The following is a 17,894-nucleotide window of genomic DNA, read 5'->3' as shown; positions in this document are numbered from 1 at the left end:
CTACCTTATTTGATAGTAGATTTAAAACTTTGCAACAGAACCTTTTGTGATATTATCACGTTCTTTGGCATTTAAAGTATAGAAATGTTCCTCATTATAGCGATTATATAAGCGATAAACTGGATCGCCACTTGTTGGAGCTTGCCAACCAATACCTTCGTAATTCCAACCAATTCTTCTTAGATTATCTCGTTCTCCAGTATCTTGAGTGTAGAAGTGTTCTCCGCTATTTGGATTATACATGCGATACATAGGTATTGTTCTTACTGCACTACGAGCAAACCGACTCATTTGATCTTGTTGTAACTCTTCTTTTGGTGCTTGAGTCGCTTCAGCTTCAGACTGTCCTTCTTTCACTGGCGCTTCTAATTTTACTTCTTCTCCATTTACAATTGCTGTTTGCTCTTCGCTAGAACTATTGCTAGTCACTGTTTGCTGCGTAGTATCATTCCCTGTTTCTTCTGCAAAAGCATTTTGTGTAGGGACTGCCCACGTTGACAAAATGGTTGCACAAATTAATAATGTCAGTTTATTCTTCATTTTTATTTAGTCCTCCATCTCTTTATTAAAAGTGTAACGATCGTCCTTTTAGGGACTTGATATTGACAATAAAACGATATTTGCTTTTCTTTAAATATTTACTTTGCATTAATGTACAACGTACGACTCTCACTAAAACACAGTTGTCTTTTAGCATTTGTAAAACTTGAACTTCAAAAGAACCTTCCAAACTAGGAACTTCGCAATAATAAATTTTACCGATTTCTATTTCTTGCATTATTTACGCTTCTTTCTAACTGGAACTTATTACATTCCTAAATCTCTTTTTACTCGATAAACAGTTTTTCTTGTAACTCCTGCGTTCTTTGCTATTTTAGAAATAGTTTCTTTTTTCTTCAGACCATCAACAATTTCATCGTAAATCAATTTGTTTTTTCCTGTCGCATTGACATGGTATTGAATCTTTTTACCAGTATAACGACCATTTTTCTTTGCAATTTCAATGCCTTGTTTTTGACGCTCTTTGATTTTTTTCCGTTCGTTTTCAGCAACATAGCTAAACACTTCTATGACTAAATTTGTTAGCAAGTCTCTTAATGCAGGGTCAGTTACCCCATTAAACGACGGTAGGTCTAATATTTCAATAGAAGCCCCTTTACTACGAAACAATTGAAGTAAGTCTTTTGTATCTTTACTATTTCTTGCTAATCGATCAAGACTAGGAATAATAATCGTATCTCGTTCACGTATGAAAGAAATAAGCTCTTGCAGCTCTGGTCTGTTTTCAATATTTTTTCCAGAGACTTTTTCCTCGAAAATTTTTAAATCGTCTTCAGCAATATTATTTTTGACTGACCAGTTTTCAATTAGCTTATGTTGCCGAGCTAAACTTTGATCGTCGGAAGAAACTCTTAAATAAGCTAAATACATTTGCCATCATTCCTATCCAATCTATTTACTATTAGTATACAGGTCTTAGGGTACACTTTGCAATAAAGAAAAAACGCTGAAAAATCAACGCTTTAAGCAAATATGGATTTGTACCATTAGAGTATACTCTTAGGAACCATTAGAAACATCTTCAGATATACCTAGTTTTTGTTTAATCCTTACCTGAATTATTTCTCCAATAGAATTTAGAAACTCTCTTTTTTTATCGTTATTCCAATTATGTTCATTAATATCTTGATCATATATATTTAGTAAATCGGGAATAACTGTTAGAAAAACTTTTAATACTATTAGTGGTAATTTTATATCTTCTGGAAGTAACATGTCGTCTCCCATATAACATTCTTCAATTATATCAATATAACTATTAATTCCAAGTTTTAATCCGTAAGTTTGATTTGAATGTTGTAACAATAGTTCAATTCGAGAAAGCTTTTCATTTTCTAATAAAAACGTCAAAGTACTTAGTAAATTTAGAACTCTGTCTCCAGACCCTGATATTTCAGCTAATTTATCATCAGTTTCACCTTTAAAACCTGTTACAAGTTCAAGCATCATATTTTGTGCTTCACCAATTTGTATCCCTGGAAAATCAATAACTTTATTAACTACCCAAAAAAACAAATCGGAATCAATGTTAATTCTATTTTCAATAATTTCAAGTTGCTTCTCGTAATTATTTATTTTTCTTAAAATGGTTTTAGTATTATCAGAATAAGATTTATTTATTATATATTTAGTTATATTTCCGTCAGTAAATACTATAATAAATCCTGTGATAGATTGAACTCGTGTTGTTCGTATAGGATTTCGAGCTTCTCTAGGTCTAATTTTTTCCATTTCATAATCAAGAACATTAAATGTAATATTAGTATCCTCAATATTATAATTTTCATTAAATCTTTTTCTAATTAAAAAATTTAAATCTGAATTATCAAAACCGTCTTTTTCAACAGTATGCCATTCGTTATAATTTATTGCATTATTAATGATTTCATCCAAACTTTTATTGGTATTATCTGTCCATATTGAATAAGTCAAAAAATTTTCTCTCCTTAACACTTTATAGTCATTTTTTTTTGTTTAACAGAAAGTAATAATATAGATCGAAAGAAATTTTTCCTTTTTATATCTATTTTTAAATTATCTTTGTAACTACTATCATAACTATCTAAAGTAACTTGAAATTCTACTGAACGTTCAATATTTAAATCAGGTTTTACTTTTTTTTCAGTACCTAATCCGATTAATTTTAATAAATCTAATTCATAATAAGATCCGTTAGAAGTACTTATAAAATTAGGACTGTTAGTGATCTGTAAAGTCATGCCATTAGGCTCATATATTCTGAAATCGTTCTTTAAATTATATCCGCACCCTCTAATATTTATTTGTAGACTAACAGTTTTATACTCTTGATCATTTTTCAAGATTAAAGTATTGCTTTCTTGTTTTGCGTTATAAAAAGAAAATTCTACAATAGTTCTGAATTTATTAATATACTCTGCAATAAAATCAAAGATTAATCCAAATAAATATGAATATATAGACGTGTCAATCACCCAAATAACCTGATGATAACTATTATCATTAAGAAATAATTTACCGAATGAAAAAATAAAAGTAGCGAATATAGCACTTATGATGACAACTAACGGAGATTTTATATTATTTATAATTTTAGTTTTGAAAGTCATTAAAAATTTTCCTCAAGTATTTTTAAGAGATAGTCATCAAAAAAATTTGCAGGATCACTGCCTGATAAAACTCCATTACAAATAACTTTAATAGAATAGAAATTATCAGAACTTTTATATGCCATATCAATCATTTCAACATCAATAGAGTTTCTTTCTGAAGCCCATGCTAATTTAGCAATTAAATTACCTAATTCTGATCTATCACTGGTAATAGATTTACATATCTCATTAATTTCTTCTTGATAATCTTTATCTACAGTACTATTAAATTTGATTTCCCTTACAACGAAATCTTCTTTTGTTAAAACTTTAGATAATATTTTTATCATTATTTCAGAGTTAATAATTACTTGACGAAATCCTTTTTGCTTTTCTTGAAGAACTAATTCAGAATAAACTTGATTTGGGCTATATTCAACAATCTTAAAATAATATATTCCATTGTCTATTTTTCTAAATATCTTAGATTGTTTCATCAATTATTCCCCCCTTTTAATTTATTTTATATTATTTAAATTAAATCTACCACAGAAACCTATATATAATAAAAATAAAGTTCAAAGACTAACCTCTATTTCTTCACTTTTTTCTTCATCTAAGTTATAATGTATATAAATAAGGAGCTATGCTCTAACATAACTCCTTATCCGTAGCCCGTTTAAGACGGTAGCTTGGATTTTATATAAGTTTTATAAACTCGTCATCTCTAGCCAAAGATTATGACGGGTTTATTTTTTGTTGTTTTTGCTAATTGTCAGCATAATGCCGACTAAAGCAAGGACGAATGATCCAAATTGAATCATTAAACCAATTGCTTCAGCAACAGACAAAAAATGCTACTCCCTTTTACGAAGTAGGAAAATGCACATAGGCATCACCCCCTGAGTAGCCACCGTCATAAACTTACTACAGTACCATTATATCATAGAATGAAGAACTTTATCTCGACAAAAAGGCTGATTAAATTTTTAAATATGTTGATTATTTTATGAAGAAATATTTTCACTTTTCGGAATAGATAGTGTTTTTAGTTATTTATATTTCATGTTCCTTCCTCTTCTCTTTTGCTTTTTTTTGTTGATTTTCTTCTACTTCTTTTTCATATTTCTCGATCTTGTCCGTTAACTTTTCTTCTCTATCAATCAAATGATACCCACTAAGATCAAATAATCCATTCCTATCTAGTTCTTGCAATATTTCCTGAACATCGATCAATCTATTTAATTTATTTTCATAATGCTTATAGCCCTCTATAAGTCGTTTCCTCTGTTTCTCTTGATTTTTCGCCACAGATATTATCTTTTCTTTCGTTAAATCAGGACGTAGATTATCTGAAGCTAGTAATTTCTTTTCAGCAAATTTAAATTGGCGTACTTCTTCTTTGTACTTTTGTTCTAATTTAATTTTTTGAAGCATCGTAGCACGCTCAATCTCATTCATGATCGGTAAATATTTTTCGTAAGTGACTAAAAGTTTTGCAACATTGTTATAATTTTTTATTTTTCCATCAATCTCAGCTATTTTCTCTTTTGCTTGATTTTTTTGATCAACAATTTTATTTAATCTCTGTTCTAATTGTGAAGCTGAAACTATTTTTTCTTCACGAATCGTATTTAAAGCTTCGACTAATTGATTAGTATATCGTTTTCTTGATTGATAATGTAGCTGATCAAATTTAGGTTTTAGAAACACATCAAGTAATTCAGGAGTTTCTTTTAAACTACTGATTAAAGAACGTCCAGTAAATTTTTGATATGGTAATTTTTTATTTAAATTTTTATCGTTCTCAGGAAGTGGTTCTGCATAGTAATTCCACTTTTCCCCAATTAAGATAGAACAAGATTTACTAATTTCATCGATTACAACATACTCACTAGGAATAAAGAGCCGCTTGATATTCAGTTCTGGTATCGAAATAGATACACCACGATTACTCATAGATAAAATATTTTTGCTAGAAAGTTTTCATTTTTCCCTGTTTCAGTTTTTGATGTTTCTCAAACTTCAGGAGAACCTTTACCGCAACTAATGAATGAATTAAGTGGAGAAGTAAAAAATTATCCAGAGCTTTATGTTGCCTTGAAGCAAAGCACCAATTTTTCTATAGAATTTGCAGATATACAAGGTGGCACAAAAGGATATTGTTCTCCATTAGAAAAGAAAATTGTGTTAAATAATGGTATGAGTCAAGCGCAAACAATAAAAACTCTGATTCATGAGATCACTCATGCTGATTTACATGCACCAGAATTTGATAAAAATTCGTCAATAAAAACTACAAAATCTACAAAAGAAGTTGAAGCTGAAAGTACGGCTTTTGTTGTTTGTGAACATTATGGAATAGATACAAAAGACTATAGCTTTCCATATTTAGCAGCTTGGTCTAGTGATAAAGAGTTAAAGGAATTGAAAAATAGCTTTGAAGTCATTTTAAAGCAAGCAGATAATTTAATTCAAAAAATAGACAAGAATTTAGCAGAATTACAAAAAGAAGTGACAAAAGAAAAAGAAGAAAAACAGAGTACTTTGTCATTATCTGATCAATTAGAAGAATTTGACGATAAAGCAAAATCTTTAAATGAACAACGTGAAAAAGAAAAATTAATTAATAAAATTCGCCAATCAAAAGAGCAAAAAGACGTTTCTACACTATAGTTTAAAGTAGCTGAAACGATCTATTTTGCTTTTTTAATTTATCAGAATAAGTAACTTTTATAATAAATGAGGGATATAAAAATGAAACAATATTTAGATCAATGGAATATAATTGAAGGAGCATTAACTGTAGAAAGAATTAATGAAATACCTGATTGTCTAGAAAAAGATCATTTATTTTTAATTAGAAAAATGTTAAAAGAAGAGAATTTTGAACCCAATGATTTTATTGTTGTTGAATATCCAGCTACTGGAATATACTGCTGTAATCATATTAACAACGGTCAATATTTTATTATTCAAGAAGAAAAAAATAAATTAGTTCCATACTATACTACTTGTGATATGAATGAAGAGGGAATTAATAATTTTCCTTGTACGAGTATCAAAGAATCCATGAAATTAATAGAAATGTAAAAGAGAGGGACATATAAATCATGCAAACATTTACTCAACACGAATTAGAAATTATTAGCGGACACAAACAGATTACAGGTTCAAATGCAAATAAATTAAGCGTCATAAAAAGCGAAGTTGGAGAAATGCTTTCAATGTTAAAAAGTGATCTAGGAAAAAAATATATTGAAGATGATGAACAACGACATTACACATTAAAGAATTATCAGTCTGTTTATGATAAACTCGAAAAAATGAGTGAAGATGAATTTAAACAAATTGATTTAAGCGGTATTGAAGAATTGGAATAGAAACGGGGATTGGGGCAGCGCCCCAAAATGCAAAAAGAAGAAGTCGCGTGAGCGGCTTTTTCTTTTTTTTCCGCAAGTTACCGGTAACTTGCAAATCTTGCTGTAAGACCGCCCCCCTGAAATCTTCGATTTCTAATCGGAGGGCGGTCACACAGTGGAATTTTTCATTTTTAAATAAAGCTAAAACACTAAACTAGTGAAAAAAGAGAAAAAATATTGGTAAGGAGGGGAAAACATGGAGCAAAAGCTAGCTAAAACTCCTGAAAATATTCTAAAAATAGCCAATACTTATGATGACTCTGAAAGAATGTTTCGGAAAGAAACACGTTTTTCAGAAAGAGAAATATTTCTACTAAATTATAAAATGAGTCAAGCAAATACAAGAAATTTTTCCCAATACGCTCGTATTATGTGTTTAAGTGGTTTAATGATTACAACAGATTTTTCTGATTTAAAAAATTTAACTACAGAATTAGGACGAATTGGAAATAATATCAATCAATTAGCTCACAGAGCTAATATTTCAAATAGTGTTTCAAAAGAAGACTTTCTAGAATTAAAAACTAATTATGATCAATTGACTAAATTAATTAACGAAGAATTACTTTTTAGAATGCGACGTGCTAGAGATAATCAGAGGTTTATTTAATGGCAGTGACAAAAATACACCAAATAAAAACTACTTTAAATAAAGCAATTGGCTATATTACAAATCCAGAAAAAACGAATAATGGAATGCTGGTTAGTAGCTATAATTGTCAAAGTCAATTTGCAGAAGTTGAAATGCAAATGACTAGGGAATATGCACGTGAAGTAAAAGGCGATTATCGAAAAGTCGGTGGGAGTGAGGTTTTAGCGCACCACTTAATCCAAAGTTTTTCGCCTGAAGACAAAGTGACACCAGAGCTTGCTCATGAATTAGGAAGACAATTGATTGATGAATTGACTGAAGGAAAGTTTGAATATGTAATTGCCACTCACATAGATCAAGAACATATTCATAATCACATTATTTTTAACAGTGTTTCTTTTTATGATCTGAAAAAATTCAGAAGTCAACCTTATCGAACAGCAAATAAAATTAAAGAAATCAGTAATCGTATTTGTGCTGAACATGATTTATCTTTATCACCGAAAAAAGAAAAATTAAAAGATTCCTACAAATCTTATTCTAACAGAAGAAATAACACGAGCTTTCGTTCTGAAATTCGTAAACGATTGACCATGTGCTTAAATGAATCAACTTCATGGGAGGAATTTGAAGAAAAAGCGGATCATTTAGGGGTAAATATTGATCGAAAAGGGAAACATATTTCGTATGCTTTATTATCCGAAGGACAACAAAGACGGACTAGAGGGGACAAGTTAGATGACTTAGAAACATTTACAGAAAGTAATATTTCTCAAAAACTTTCTGCTAATCAATCCTACATTAATCAGTTGAAAGAAGCGATTGAAGAGATATTCTTTTCCAGTGACAACTTGGAAGATTTTAGTTTTCTTTTGGAACAAGAGCATGGAATTACCTTTAAGTTAAATAAACAAGATCAATTTATTTTCCAGTTCAATGATGTAAATGATTTTAAGTGGAATGAAAGCTTGCTGCCAGATAGTTATCAAATTAAAAATCTAAAAGATTATTTTAGAGAATCCTATGAGTTTACGAATGACTCTTCCTTAAATTCAATTGAAGAAAGATATCGTGAAAAAGAAAAAAGTGTTATTGTTCAAGAAGATACGCCTATTCAATTACAAGAATTTCAGATAGAGAAAGCGACCAAAGAAGGATTACTAGTGTCTATCGAACATGAAGACTTAAATGGGTTAGTGTTTGTCCCAAATAATTATGTTGATGTCAATGAAGAAACTGGAGAATATACAATTTGGATCAATGACAAATTTGATTATACACTTACTGATAAGCAGACAAACGAACAAACTAGTTTTACTGTAAAAGGGGAAGGGATCATTCGTGGACTGGAAAAAATGCAAGGGATTCAACCACAAGAGATAAATACCTTCAACTTCTTTTTCTTCTTTTTGCCCATTCTTTATTTCTTCTACTTTCCTCTTATAGGGACGACCGCCAATTATTTTAATGGATTTTTCTCCTTTATTTACTTGTCTATTAAAAGAGTTTTTCCATGTTTTGTAACCAGCAACATGAGTAGCATTAGGATTTTGCATAAGAATTAAAAGGGTATTATTTAAGCTGTAATTATGAAACTTAGACATAACACGAAGAAAATTTTTGTATTTGTCTGAAGATAATACTTCTTTAATACCTTCTTCTGCCTGTGAAAGTAATTCAGCGGTTTTATTATTTTTTTTTGCTTCACTATCTTTATAAGACATTTATTTCATTCCTCACTTTTATTTTTGAATATCTTCAATTTCGGATTGGTTACTATTTTGATTAGTAACTGGTAATGTTTTTTCGCTAACCTGTTCATTTTCTATTTTGTTTTGAGAAACACTAGCATTATCTATGCTTTGTGGTTGGCTTGTTGAATCTTGATTTTGATCTGTATTTTCTGGAACGCTAGGTTCTTCACTATCACTCGGTTTTGGCAAATTGTTAAAATCATCCATCATATCGTCAACATTATTATTTTGTTCTTCAGCTTGATTATTGATATCAACAGTTTGCTCCTTAGCGCTAGCAATATCAGTTTGGCTTTCAATTGGATCAACTTGATTCAACTGTTCTCCAACAGTCTTATTAGTTTCATTTAGTTGCTCATTAGATTGTGCAGCTTGATTTATCTCATCTTGAACAGCTGAAGCAACTTGTTCGTTGGATTGTGCATGGTTAATAGCCGAATTGACGTTAGAATCCACCTCAGAAACATCTTTCTGTTTATTTTGATATTCTTTTTTAGTTTCTTCTAAATTATTTAGCGTATCAATTGCTTGTTCTACATTTTTATTTATTTCGTTTGTCGTATTATTTGCTTCTTTTTGTGCAGTTTTTACTTCAGTGACTTTTTGGTTTAGTTTTTCATACGTTTCTTTATAAAGGTCATAATTGATTGGCAATACTGTTCCGTCTTCTTCAATTAATTTCTTGATCTCATTTGTAAGTTGATTATATTCATTGACTAAGTCAGCAACTTTTTGCCATTGTAATGCTGCTTTATCCACGTTCTTTTCAGTACTTGCTCCAATACTTTGTAAGTTATCCAAGCTATCTTTTACTTGAGTTAGTTGTTTATTTAATTCATCAGCCTGTTTCCTAGAATCATTGAGTTCTTCCTTAGATTGATTAATTTGTTCATCAATTGAAGGTTCTGGATCTGGTGTTGGATCAGGCTCTGGATCAGGGTCTGGATCTGGTGTTGGTATTGGATTTGGGTCTGGACTAGGTGTTGGATCAGGCAATGGATTTGGCTCTGGTACAGGCAATGGATCAGGTAATGAATTATCAGGTTTAGTATCATTCATTGACTACTTTATTTCCGAAAAGTTCTGCAACTTTATTAATGGATAGACGAATACTTGATAAGTTATTCTCTGAATCAAAATTTAACTTAACTTCTTTACCAATAGTCAAGTAGATAGTGATTCCTTCATTTCTATTCGTCATAAAATTTGTACTCCCTCTTTCTTAATTATCTTCTTTCATCAATCATATCTTCATAACGATCGATTGCTACTAATGACATTAACGCCACACCAATAAATCCGCCTAAAAATAAACCACTTATAAATAGCAACATAGACAATACCTCCTTAAAAATTGAATAAAAAAAACAGCCTTATTTTTAAAATAAGACTGTTTCTGGATCAACCAATTGTGATTGACTTAAACTATGATCTAAACATAATTCAAAATGTAAATGGCTACCTGTGCTATTTCCTGTCGAGCCAACATAGCCAATGATCTGACCTTGTTTTACTTTGTCGCCAACTTTGACTTGATATTCTTGTTGGTGGGCATATAAAGCCGTTGTACCGTCTTCATGCTCAATAGCTACATAATTCCCCCATGAAGGGTGAAACTCTGCTTTAACGACCGTTCCTGCTTTGCTAGCATAGATTGGCTCGCCTTGTGCTGCTGCCAAATCTAATCCTCTATGAAATTCTCCCCCACGAGTACCAAACGGACTAGAAATCGTATAGTTTTTCACTGGTACAATATATCCTTCTTTACTTAATTGTGGTCCTGCGATTTCCTTGTCGAAGTCCGTTAAATGATAGGTTTCGATCAAACCATTTAATTTTTGATCGTATTTCGTATCAGTTGCATATCTGCCAGTTAAGAATTTAGTTGCTTCTTGATAAGTTTTTGCGTTTGTTTTCCATACACCACTATAAAATTGACTATTACCAGTCAAACCTTCTTTAAGCAGCTGTGCATAGTCATTTAAGCTATCTTCATAGTTTTCATACTGTCTAAAAGTAGCTTGTGTGGTGTAAAGAGTGCCGTCACCTAAATCCTCTTGTGTGGCAAAAGAAACACCTTTTCCGTTATGTGTTCCTTTGATTCCGAACAAGTTATAATTTGGCGCTTGTGCTAACTGACTTTGTCCGCTAGCTGATTCCAAAATGGCTTGCGCAATCATGACAGAAGCGTATAAATCGTTCTCCTGTCCTACTTTGCGAGCAGATTCGCCGATTTTTCGGACAAAGCTTTCTACGGACTCATCTTTTTCAAAATGAATGTTTCCTTCAGCCGTTTCTTTGCTTGAAGGAACTAATTCTTGAATAGGCGCAGTTGGCGTTTGGTGATACGGTTTTGACTCGCTTTCTGCTGGTTTAACTTGCTGTTCCTCACTTGTTGCTTTTGCTTGATTGTTTGGAGCAACAGACGGTGCTTGCTGATTGTTTGAAGGTTCAGTTGTTGGCTGAGTCTGTGATTCATTCGTAGAACTGCCAGTGTTCGGCTTTTCTGGTTTCGATTCACTCGGCTTTATTTCGCTAGGTTTAGTTTCATCTGGTTTAGACTCACTACTGGATTCCGTTGTACTTGTTGAATCTGTCGTACTGTCTTCTGTAGGCTTTTCAGACGATTCTGTTGTAGACGTCGTATCTGTCGAGCTAGTTGTTGTATCATCGGTTGTACTTTGATCTGTACTACTTTCTGTGGAATCAGTCGTTGTTTGTGTAGTAGACGTTCCTGTTTGTTCATCACTACTTGAAGTAGATTCTTCAGACTGATTATTCATCGTGCTGGATTGACTGGTTGGCGTTGAAAGCTGTTCATCTGCTAATACCTGTAACGGTGTTGTCAATAGCATTTGAGAAAGAAGAACAGCGGAAGCTACTTTTGAAATATGCTTTTTTTTCACTTTTTCTCTTTCCTTTCCTGTGTTACATCTAAGATAACTTTATTTTATGAATTTTTTATAAAAAAATATATAAGTTTTGTCACTCATTATATTCTGTTCAATAGAATACAACTTGAGAGACCAACAAGAAAAACTAACCCAATCAGAATAGGATAAGCATTAGCTAATTGAAATACTAGGATAGAAAACACTTGGAAGTTAGAATAAATAGCTTTCTTTTCTGTGAAGCGCCATTCTATTTTATTTGTTTGCTTTGCCTTTTTAGTATCCTTATCGGGAGTAATACTTTCCTTTGCTGCTTCAGTTCTATTAGTTGAAGTCGCCTGTTGGTCATTTAGACGTTGTTTATTGACTGTCTTATTTCTCGTTGTTTCTAATCCTAAAGCTTGTTTAATATCATGTGAACCATTTTCAGCTGAGTAAGATCGAACATACCTAGCTTGAATTAATGCACGATTAGCTGTGTGTAATCCTCCCTCACATCTAAAAATAGTCATTAAAGGCGAATCATCTTCTTGTGGGATATCCAATAACTTACCCTCTGATTGGTTAACAATTTTATTTGTAGTGATCTCATATTCATAAATCTTGCTAAAATCAGTCGCATAAATTGTTGATCCTACGCTAGATTGTGGTAAATTACGAAGGACTCCCCCACCTTGAACTAAATTATGTGCCATCAAAACATAGTTTCCTTTTCCAAGTAACTGGTTTGGATAATAGGTTCCCAAGCCAACCATTAAATTGTCATTGCTCATTCCTGCAAGAATCTTGGAGTATATACCAGAAGACGGAATATAGAGAGAACCGATTCCCCATTGGTTAACAAGAGCCTCATAACTCAGCTGTGCTTCCGCATAGTCTGTAGGTGTAACAGGTTGGATTTGATTTTCATTGTATGTTGCTTTCCCTATTGTCGTTTGTTGTATCTCCTTGATCTCTTTCTCTGACTGTATAGGGTGAGTGATTTGCTGTGCTTGTTTGATTGTATTTTCGGGACGAAGAAGAACGGTATAACCATAAAATCCACAGATTGCTAAAATCAGGCTACTTAGTAGCCACAATAACGGTAAGGCTTTAATGATTTTCTTTACTATATTGATCTCTCCTTTCCCTAAAAACAATAACTAAAATAGGAAAAGCACCTTTTTCAAAGTGCTTCCCCTTCATTCTTATTTTTCGTTTTTATTTACTTTTTTCTTAGTTGTAACATACAATGCTGCACCTGCAACAGCAGCAATTCCTAAAACAATTAAGCTTCCAATATTAACCAATGATCCAGAAGTTTGTGGAATTGATTTTTGTGGTGTTGTTGGAGTTGCTGGCGTAACTGGTGTTTTTGCCGTTAGTGTTTGTTTTTCATTTTTCAAATCAAAGTGTTTGGCATATTCGTTTTTGTGTTCTTTGTCTGTATAAGCAATATGAGTCGCAACTAATTTTTCGCCGTCTTTCAAAGTATTATTGATCAATTCAGAAAGTGTATCACAAGGATAAATACGTTTTTTACTTCTTTTTTGGTGCTCTTTTACTAGCCAATCCAATTTTTCTATAGTTTCATCAGAAAATGCATACTTTTTTCTTTTTTTCTCAGTACTCATAGGTGTACCCTCCAGTTAAATTAGGTGTCCCCTTATTTTTTAGATACTTGATTCTTTTGTTTATTAGTTTTCTCATAAATGTTACAGTTTTTTTACGCAGGGTTTCTAGCGATAGCAACCCCAAACTCTCGAAAAGTGTTTTTGCTCCCTAGAAAAACGAGCGGACGGTTTTAATCGTCATCTTATGTTTTTCGTGATAGCTGATCATCGCAAATAACCTTTTCTGTGTGTGCCCTACCCATCAATAACGTACCATCTGATAACACAGCCGTACTTTTTTAGGTGGTTTATCCTTCCTAAGCCCCTATTAGACACGCTGATTAACTTAGAAAGTCCTGTAATTTTTCAGTTGTCAAGGAACACCCAAAACATCAAAGTAAGTTTACGTGTATCGCTTAGTGTCATGTGACTCCTTGCCAGCAAACGTTAAATAAATATTTAGCGCTGTTTCGTGTCCGTGTGCTTACTTGTCCGTTTTTTCGATAGCAATAACTCCCTGCTATTAGGTTGTTTGTTAGAAAAAACTAACAAACAAAAAAATCAAGTATCATTAGTCAAAACAGTAGCTAGGCACTGATTCGTTTATATTTTTTGCGTGCCGCACTCTTTCTTTTTTCCCATTCCTCTTTTTGCATTTCTCTATATCGAACTTTCGACTCTCTTAAGAGCTTCTGACGTGCTTTCATTTTTGAAAACACATGATTTGAAACAATTAAAGGTAACTCCGAACAGCCTCTACAAGCAACGATCTTGCCGTCAAAATAGATAGCTTTTATTTGATCAAAAAAGCAAGTTAATTCCTGTTCACTTGATAATTTTTTAGCGTATAAAATAATTTCTTTACCTGAAAAATCAGTAATTTTACGCTTGATCGTTCGATTAGAAAATTTTATGTGTTGTCGATTAAACAATACAAATTCGCAAGTAATTTGTTTTAAATTTTTAGGTTTTAATTCCATATTTTTCTCCGCCCTTCTGCTTCAGTTGCTGATCATTGGGAAGCCAAGCACGACAAAAAGAGGGCAATCACACATGAAGTGTAATTGCCCTCTTAAGTCACAAATCAGCTGCAAACAGTATAAACAAATATATCTAGAAAATTGCACACTAAGTCTACTCAAAAAAGTAGCCAGAGAAATACAAATTTTCTTTTAAAGAATTTAGGTAGCACAAATAAACTAGTTAAATTCTTAAGAAATATATGTTAGAATATGCCTGTTGCAGTTAAATCTGCAACAAAAGTGGCAGTTTACCTCTTCAGCGTGGTACATACGTTGAATTGAGGACGGCTAGCGATTCATGACCTGAAGTAAGAGTTGGCGCTCTTACCCAGCGAGATCACTAGTCGGTCTGCTCTTTTTTGTTGGTTGATTTATTGCTTGGCTTCTCAATGATCAGCAGTCTGGATTGCTAATCAATAATTTTTTTAATCTACGTTTCTACAAATTTACGGTAGCACATCTTCAAATTCATTACAAGCTTTTTTATTTTTCACTTGACAAATTTGTGTAAGTACTAATTATCGTGAAACAACATAAAACAATTATATTTTGATATACACACCTCCACTCACATAGTTGTGAAGCGCTTCTGGAATTATTTTAACATTTAAAATCATTGATAACAAAGCTTACATTACGCACTTTTCACGTTGTTTATTATAAATACTACCGTTATCGAATAAAGAACACTCATGAAAGTTTTAATGAAAATTTAGAAGCTAAATAACATGATTTATTCTAATTTTTTCTTTGTTAAATGATCCTGCAATATATATCACAATAAAATTATACCACTCATCGTCCATATTGCAAACATATGTTCGATATTTTTCTAATCTAACCAATTTTCAAGATTTACAGCAGGTAAAGAGTTAGTTTCTGCGTTTTTTTCATGTGCCAATTTAGCAGGAATAGCTTTCTCAGCAAACCAGTTTTTTACGTAAATAAAAATTAGGTTTTGTAGGTTATCAACTTTCTCTGTTTTCTGTTTTTGATATGCCTTCAGTAAAGTCATGTACAATCCTTTATCTGCGTCAACTCCATAATACTCAATTTCTTCGTAAACAATAATTGTATTTTTTGATTCTTGGGCTTTATGCTTTGCATTGTGTATAGTTTTGACTGTTTGTTGTGCTTCACTGTAACTATTTGAAAAAGTTTTAATCAATTTCAAAACATTAGTTGGGATAAAGGTGTCAATGCTGGAATCAGTCATTATATCAACAAAATTTTCTAGCAATAATTGATCTTGTAGCTGATCTTTGTCAGTGTCTATATTGTGTCTATTAGTGTCTAAAGAATTATTAGAATATAATATATTGTCTGCGATTTTCGCATTTACAGGAGAACTATTGGTATCACTGGCTTTTTCTGTATTTGCGATTTTCGCATTTACAGGAATAACCTTGATATCATCGTCTTTTTCTGTATTTGCGATTTTCGCATTTACAGGATTTGGGATTAGTCGTTCTTCTTCGTTTATTTTAAATACGTCCTCTGAAGTTACTTCAGGTTTACCTAGATACAAAAGGTTTGGCGTAGTTTCAATTTTTCCGTTTGCTTTTTTGATACGTCCTTTCTTTTGCTTCAGCAGTCCTGCTGCCTCTAATTCTTTTTTTATTTTAGAAATTTTACCTTCTCGACAGTTTAGTAATCTCATTAACTCTTCAATGGTGTAAATAAAATAAATATTATCCTCAGAATCTACCCAATTGTTTTGTACTGAGTAATCAAAACGTGCTTTCAAAAGCACATAGGTTATTTTCGCATCATTTGATAAATTTAAATATTTCTCGTTTGTAAAAAATACTTTAGGCATTTGATAGTATTTTTCACGATAAACTTCTTTTGACTTGTAGTATTTAAATTCCGACATAATATTACTCCTTTTATTTTCATGTAGTGGAGTAAGTAATTAAAATATGCTATAATATAATAAATTAAATCTTTTAATTACTTACACAAAGACTATTGCAGGACGCCAATCCAATCAGCAATGGTCTTTTCTGTATTTACATTTAGTATACAGAATAAAACCATCAATCTCAATATTTTTATAAAAACACTTTAATCAGATTAGCTTTGTATAAAATTATAAATTTATAAAGTTATAAAAATATAAGTTCATAAAAAAGATTTATTTTAAGAAATAATGAAACGCTTTAAATTCATCTATATAAGCATTTATAAATACGTATTTTTATACTTTTATAAAATTATAAAATATTCCTGTTTACATTTTATTTCGATAGCAGTATAATATTTTTATAAAATTATAAAATTATAAACAGGAGGTATTAACAAATGACAAAAGTATTAACCACAGGGAATTTTAAAGGTGGTGTTGGTAAAACAACTAATGCTGTGTTAACAGCTTATACATTATCTAACAAGGGTTACAAAGTCTTAGTTGTTGATCTTGATCCGCAAGCTAATGCTACAGAGCTATTATTTGCGACTATGACCAATGTATACAAAATAAGGCCTGAATTTAAAGAAACATTATTTGTTTCTATTCAAAATAATAAAATTTCTAATTCACTAATCTCAGTGAAAGAAAATTTAGATCTATTACCATCATTTACTGATTTAGAAAAGTATATTGATTATTTAGCGGAATTATATGACGATGATTATTCTAAAGATACGCATTTCTCAAATTTATTAAATGAAATTAAAGAGAACTATGATTTTATTATCATTGACGTACCACCACAATTAAATAAATTTACTAATTCTGCTTTAGTCGCAAGTGACTATGTTATCGTAATTCTGCAAACACAGGAACGCTCGTTAAAAGGAGCTGAAAAATATATAGAACATTTAATTCAATTAAACAATGATTATGGAACAGAAATAGATATTTTAGGCTTGCTACCGGTACTAGTTCAAAACGGTAATGATTTAGACCTCGATATTATTGAAGACGCAGAGTCATTATTTGGAAAATCGAATATTTTCAATACAAAAATCAAAACAATGCAGAGATTGAAAAGGTATGATAGAACTGGCATAACCGATAACCCAAAAGACATTCATGATAAAAGAGTCCAACAAGTTTATCAAAGTGTTAGTGACGAAGTAATACAACGTATTAATCTTTTAGGATAAGGAGCTTTTAAAAATGACTAATGAAAAAAATGAATCAATTGGTTTAAATGCCATAAAAAGAAAAAATAAAACACAACGACCTGAAAATATTGTTCCAGAAAATTCTGAAGCCTTGAATAATACAACTGATTCAGGCAAAATTCTAGAACAATCCAAAAAACGACTCACAACTAAAGATTTACCTAAATCTATAAGAATGCCACTAGATACTCACACTGCAATCAGCACGATTGCGACAATTGAAGATAAAAAAATATATGAAACGTTAAATAAAATTGTAGAATTTTATATAAACAACATGAATCCAGCAAATAAAAAAATTGTAAAAAATAGTATAAAAGCAGTGCAAAACATCTATAAAGATACCGATAATTAATTT

General features: G+C 31.4%; 20 protein-coding genes and 2 pseudogenes. 7 read left to right on the top strand and 15 right to left on the bottom strand.

The features are described from left to right. Nucleotides 1–21 precede the first annotated feature (21 nt). From IGL15_RS14075 to IGL15_RS14045, 7 genes and pseudogenes are all read right to left on the bottom strand, one after another. Entirely contained in the window at nt 22–540 is a 519-nt protein-coding gene (locus tag IGL15_RS14075) for a hypothetical protein (RefSeq protein WP_096573258.1), read from the bottom strand. 267 nt (nt 541–807) lie between these two features. Then, nucleotides 808–1,431 (bottom strand): recombinase family protein, encoded by a 624-nt coding sequence (locus tag IGL15_RS14070; RefSeq protein ID WP_096573259.1) that lies wholly within the window; start codon nt 1,429–1,431, stop codon nt 808–810. Between the two features lie 129 nt (nt 1,432–1,560). Continuing rightward, nucleotides 1,561–2,493 (bottom strand): hypothetical protein, encoded by a 933-nt coding sequence (locus tag IGL15_RS14065; protein ID WP_010721292.1) that lies wholly within the window; start codon nt 2,491–2,493, stop codon nt 1,561–1,563. Nucleotides 2,494–2,507: 14 nt separating this feature from the next. Continuing rightward, entirely contained in the window at nt 2,508–3,149 is a 642-nt protein-coding gene (locus IGL15_RS14060) for a hypothetical protein (protein ID WP_096573260.1), read from the bottom strand. Further along, nucleotides 3,149–3,628 carry a hypothetical protein gene (locus tag IGL15_RS14055; protein WP_010721290.1) on the bottom strand — a complete coding sequence of 160 codons (480 nt, stop codon included), beginning with the start codon at nt 3,626–3,628 and terminating at the stop codon, nt 3,149–3,151. Before IGL15_RS14055 ends, IGL15_RS14060 begins: the two co-directional genes overlap by 1 nt. Nucleotides 3,629–3,880: 252 nt before the next feature. Beyond that, a pseudogene (locus IGL15_RS14050) lies at nt 3,881–4,019 on the bottom strand (putative holin-like toxin). A gap of 168 nt (nt 4,020–4,187) precedes the next feature. Next, nucleotides 4,188–5,090 (bottom strand): hypothetical protein, encoded by a 903-nt coding sequence (locus IGL15_RS14045; RefSeq protein ID WP_438768074.1) that lies wholly within the window; start codon nt 5,088–5,090, stop codon nt 4,188–4,190. Between the two features lie 9 nt (nt 5,091–5,099). Here IGL15_RS14045 and IGL15_RS14040 point away from each other — a divergent pair, with 9 nt between their 5' ends. The 5 genes and pseudogenes from IGL15_RS14040 to IGL15_RS14020 form a co-directional block, all read left to right on the top strand. After that, the gene (locus IGL15_RS14040; RefSeq protein ID WP_306453730.1) at nt 5,100–5,807 is read left to right on the top strand and encodes a DUF6782 family putative metallopeptidase; all 708 of its coding nucleotides are present in this window, start codon (nt 5,100–5,102) and stop codon (nt 5,805–5,807) included. An 81-nt stretch (nt 5,808–5,888) separates the two neighbouring features. Continuing rightward, nucleotides 5,889–6,224: a hypothetical protein gene (locus tag IGL15_RS14035; RefSeq protein ID WP_010721131.1), complete on the top strand. Its 336-nt coding sequence runs from the start codon at nt 5,889–5,891 to the stop codon at nt 6,222–6,224. Nucleotides 6,225–6,244: 20 nt separating this feature from the next. Next, a complete protein-coding gene (locus IGL15_RS14030; RefSeq protein WP_096573262.1) occupies nt 6,245–6,514 on the top strand; it encodes a hypothetical protein in 270 nt (89 codons plus the stop codon). A 235-nt stretch (nt 6,515–6,749) separates the two neighbouring features. Beyond that, a complete protein-coding gene (gene mobC / locus IGL15_RS14025) occupies nt 6,750–7,163 on the top strand; it encodes a plasmid mobilization relaxosome protein MobC (RefSeq protein ID WP_096573263.1) in 414 nt (137 codons plus the stop codon). After that, nucleotides 7,163–8,437 (top strand): annotated as a pseudogene (locus tag IGL15_RS14020) (relaxase/mobilization nuclease domain-containing protein); the annotation flags it as partial. The gene mobC and the pseudogene IGL15_RS14020, both read left to right, overlap by 1 nt. Here IGL15_RS14020 and IGL15_RS14015 read toward each other — a convergent pair. The 8 genes from IGL15_RS14015 to IGL15_RS13980 form a co-directional block, all read right to left on the bottom strand. Continuing rightward, a complete protein-coding gene (locus tag IGL15_RS14015; RefSeq protein WP_240186566.1) occupies nt 8,339–8,869 on the bottom strand; it encodes an ArdC family protein in 531 nt (176 codons plus the stop codon). The pseudogene IGL15_RS14020 and the gene IGL15_RS14015 sit on opposite strands and share 99 nt — an antisense overlap. 18 nt (nt 8,870–8,887) lie before the next feature. Further along, nucleotides 8,888–9,958 carry a hypothetical protein gene (locus IGL15_RS14010; protein WP_258077714.1) on the bottom strand — a complete coding sequence of 357 codons (1,071 nt, stop codon included), beginning with the start codon at nt 9,956–9,958 and terminating at the stop codon, nt 8,888–8,890. Next, entirely contained in the window at nt 9,951–10,100 is a 150-nt protein-coding gene (locus IGL15_RS14005; protein WP_181045230.1) for a hypothetical protein, read from the bottom strand. Before IGL15_RS14005 ends, IGL15_RS14010 begins: the two co-directional genes overlap by 8 nt. A 178-nt stretch (nt 10,101–10,278) precedes the next feature. Continuing rightward, complete coding sequence (locus tag IGL15_RS14000) at nt 10,279–11,805, bottom strand: peptidoglycan DD-metalloendopeptidase family protein (protein WP_010722085.1); 1,527 nt, start codon at nt 11,803–11,805, stop codon at nt 10,279–10,281. 86 nt (nt 11,806–11,891) lie between these two features. Continuing rightward, entirely contained in the window at nt 11,892–12,869 is a 978-nt protein-coding gene (locus IGL15_RS13995; protein WP_438768069.1) for a class A sortase, read from the bottom strand. A 108-nt stretch (nt 12,870–12,977) separates the two neighbouring features. Next, nucleotides 12,978–13,403, bottom strand: coding sequence for a hypothetical protein (locus IGL15_RS13990; RefSeq protein ID WP_104765581.1), 426 nt, complete (start codon nt 13,401–13,403; stop codon nt 12,978–12,980). 566 nt (nt 13,404–13,969) lie between these two features. Beyond that, nucleotides 13,970–14,362, bottom strand: a complete 393-nt coding sequence (locus IGL15_RS13985) for a hypothetical protein (RefSeq protein WP_010722082.1) — start codon at nt 14,360–14,362, stop codon at nt 13,970–13,972. Nucleotides 14,363–15,236: 874 nt separating this feature from the next. After that, the gene (locus IGL15_RS13980; RefSeq protein ID WP_096573284.1) at nt 15,237–16,280 is read right to left on the bottom strand and encodes a replication initiator protein A; all 1,044 of its coding nucleotides are present in this window, start codon (nt 16,278–16,280) and stop codon (nt 15,237–15,239) included. Nucleotides 16,281–16,708: 428 nt separating this feature from the next. Here IGL15_RS13980 and IGL15_RS13975 point away from each other — a divergent pair, with 428 nt between their 5' ends. Both IGL15_RS13975 and IGL15_RS13970 read left to right on the top strand, forming a co-directional pair. Continuing rightward, the gene (locus IGL15_RS13975; protein WP_096573285.1) at nt 16,709–17,515 is read left to right on the top strand and encodes a ParA family protein; all 807 of its coding nucleotides are present in this window, start codon (nt 16,709–16,711) and stop codon (nt 17,513–17,515) included. Nucleotides 17,516–17,528: 13 nt separating this feature from the next. After that, nucleotides 17,529–17,891, top strand: coding sequence for a hypothetical protein (locus IGL15_RS13970; protein ID WP_002332907.1), 363 nt, complete (start codon nt 17,529–17,531; stop codon nt 17,889–17,891). Nucleotides 17,892–17,894: the final 3 nt, after the last annotated feature.

Source organism: Enterococcus sp. DIV0436a, from assembly GCF_051711605.1.
Taxonomy (GTDB): Bacteria; Bacillota; Bacilli; order Lactobacillales; family Enterococcaceae; genus Enterococcus_B; species Enterococcus_B faecium.
Note: the sequence above shows the minus strand (reverse complement) of the source record. Positions and strands in the feature narration are given on the sequence as shown.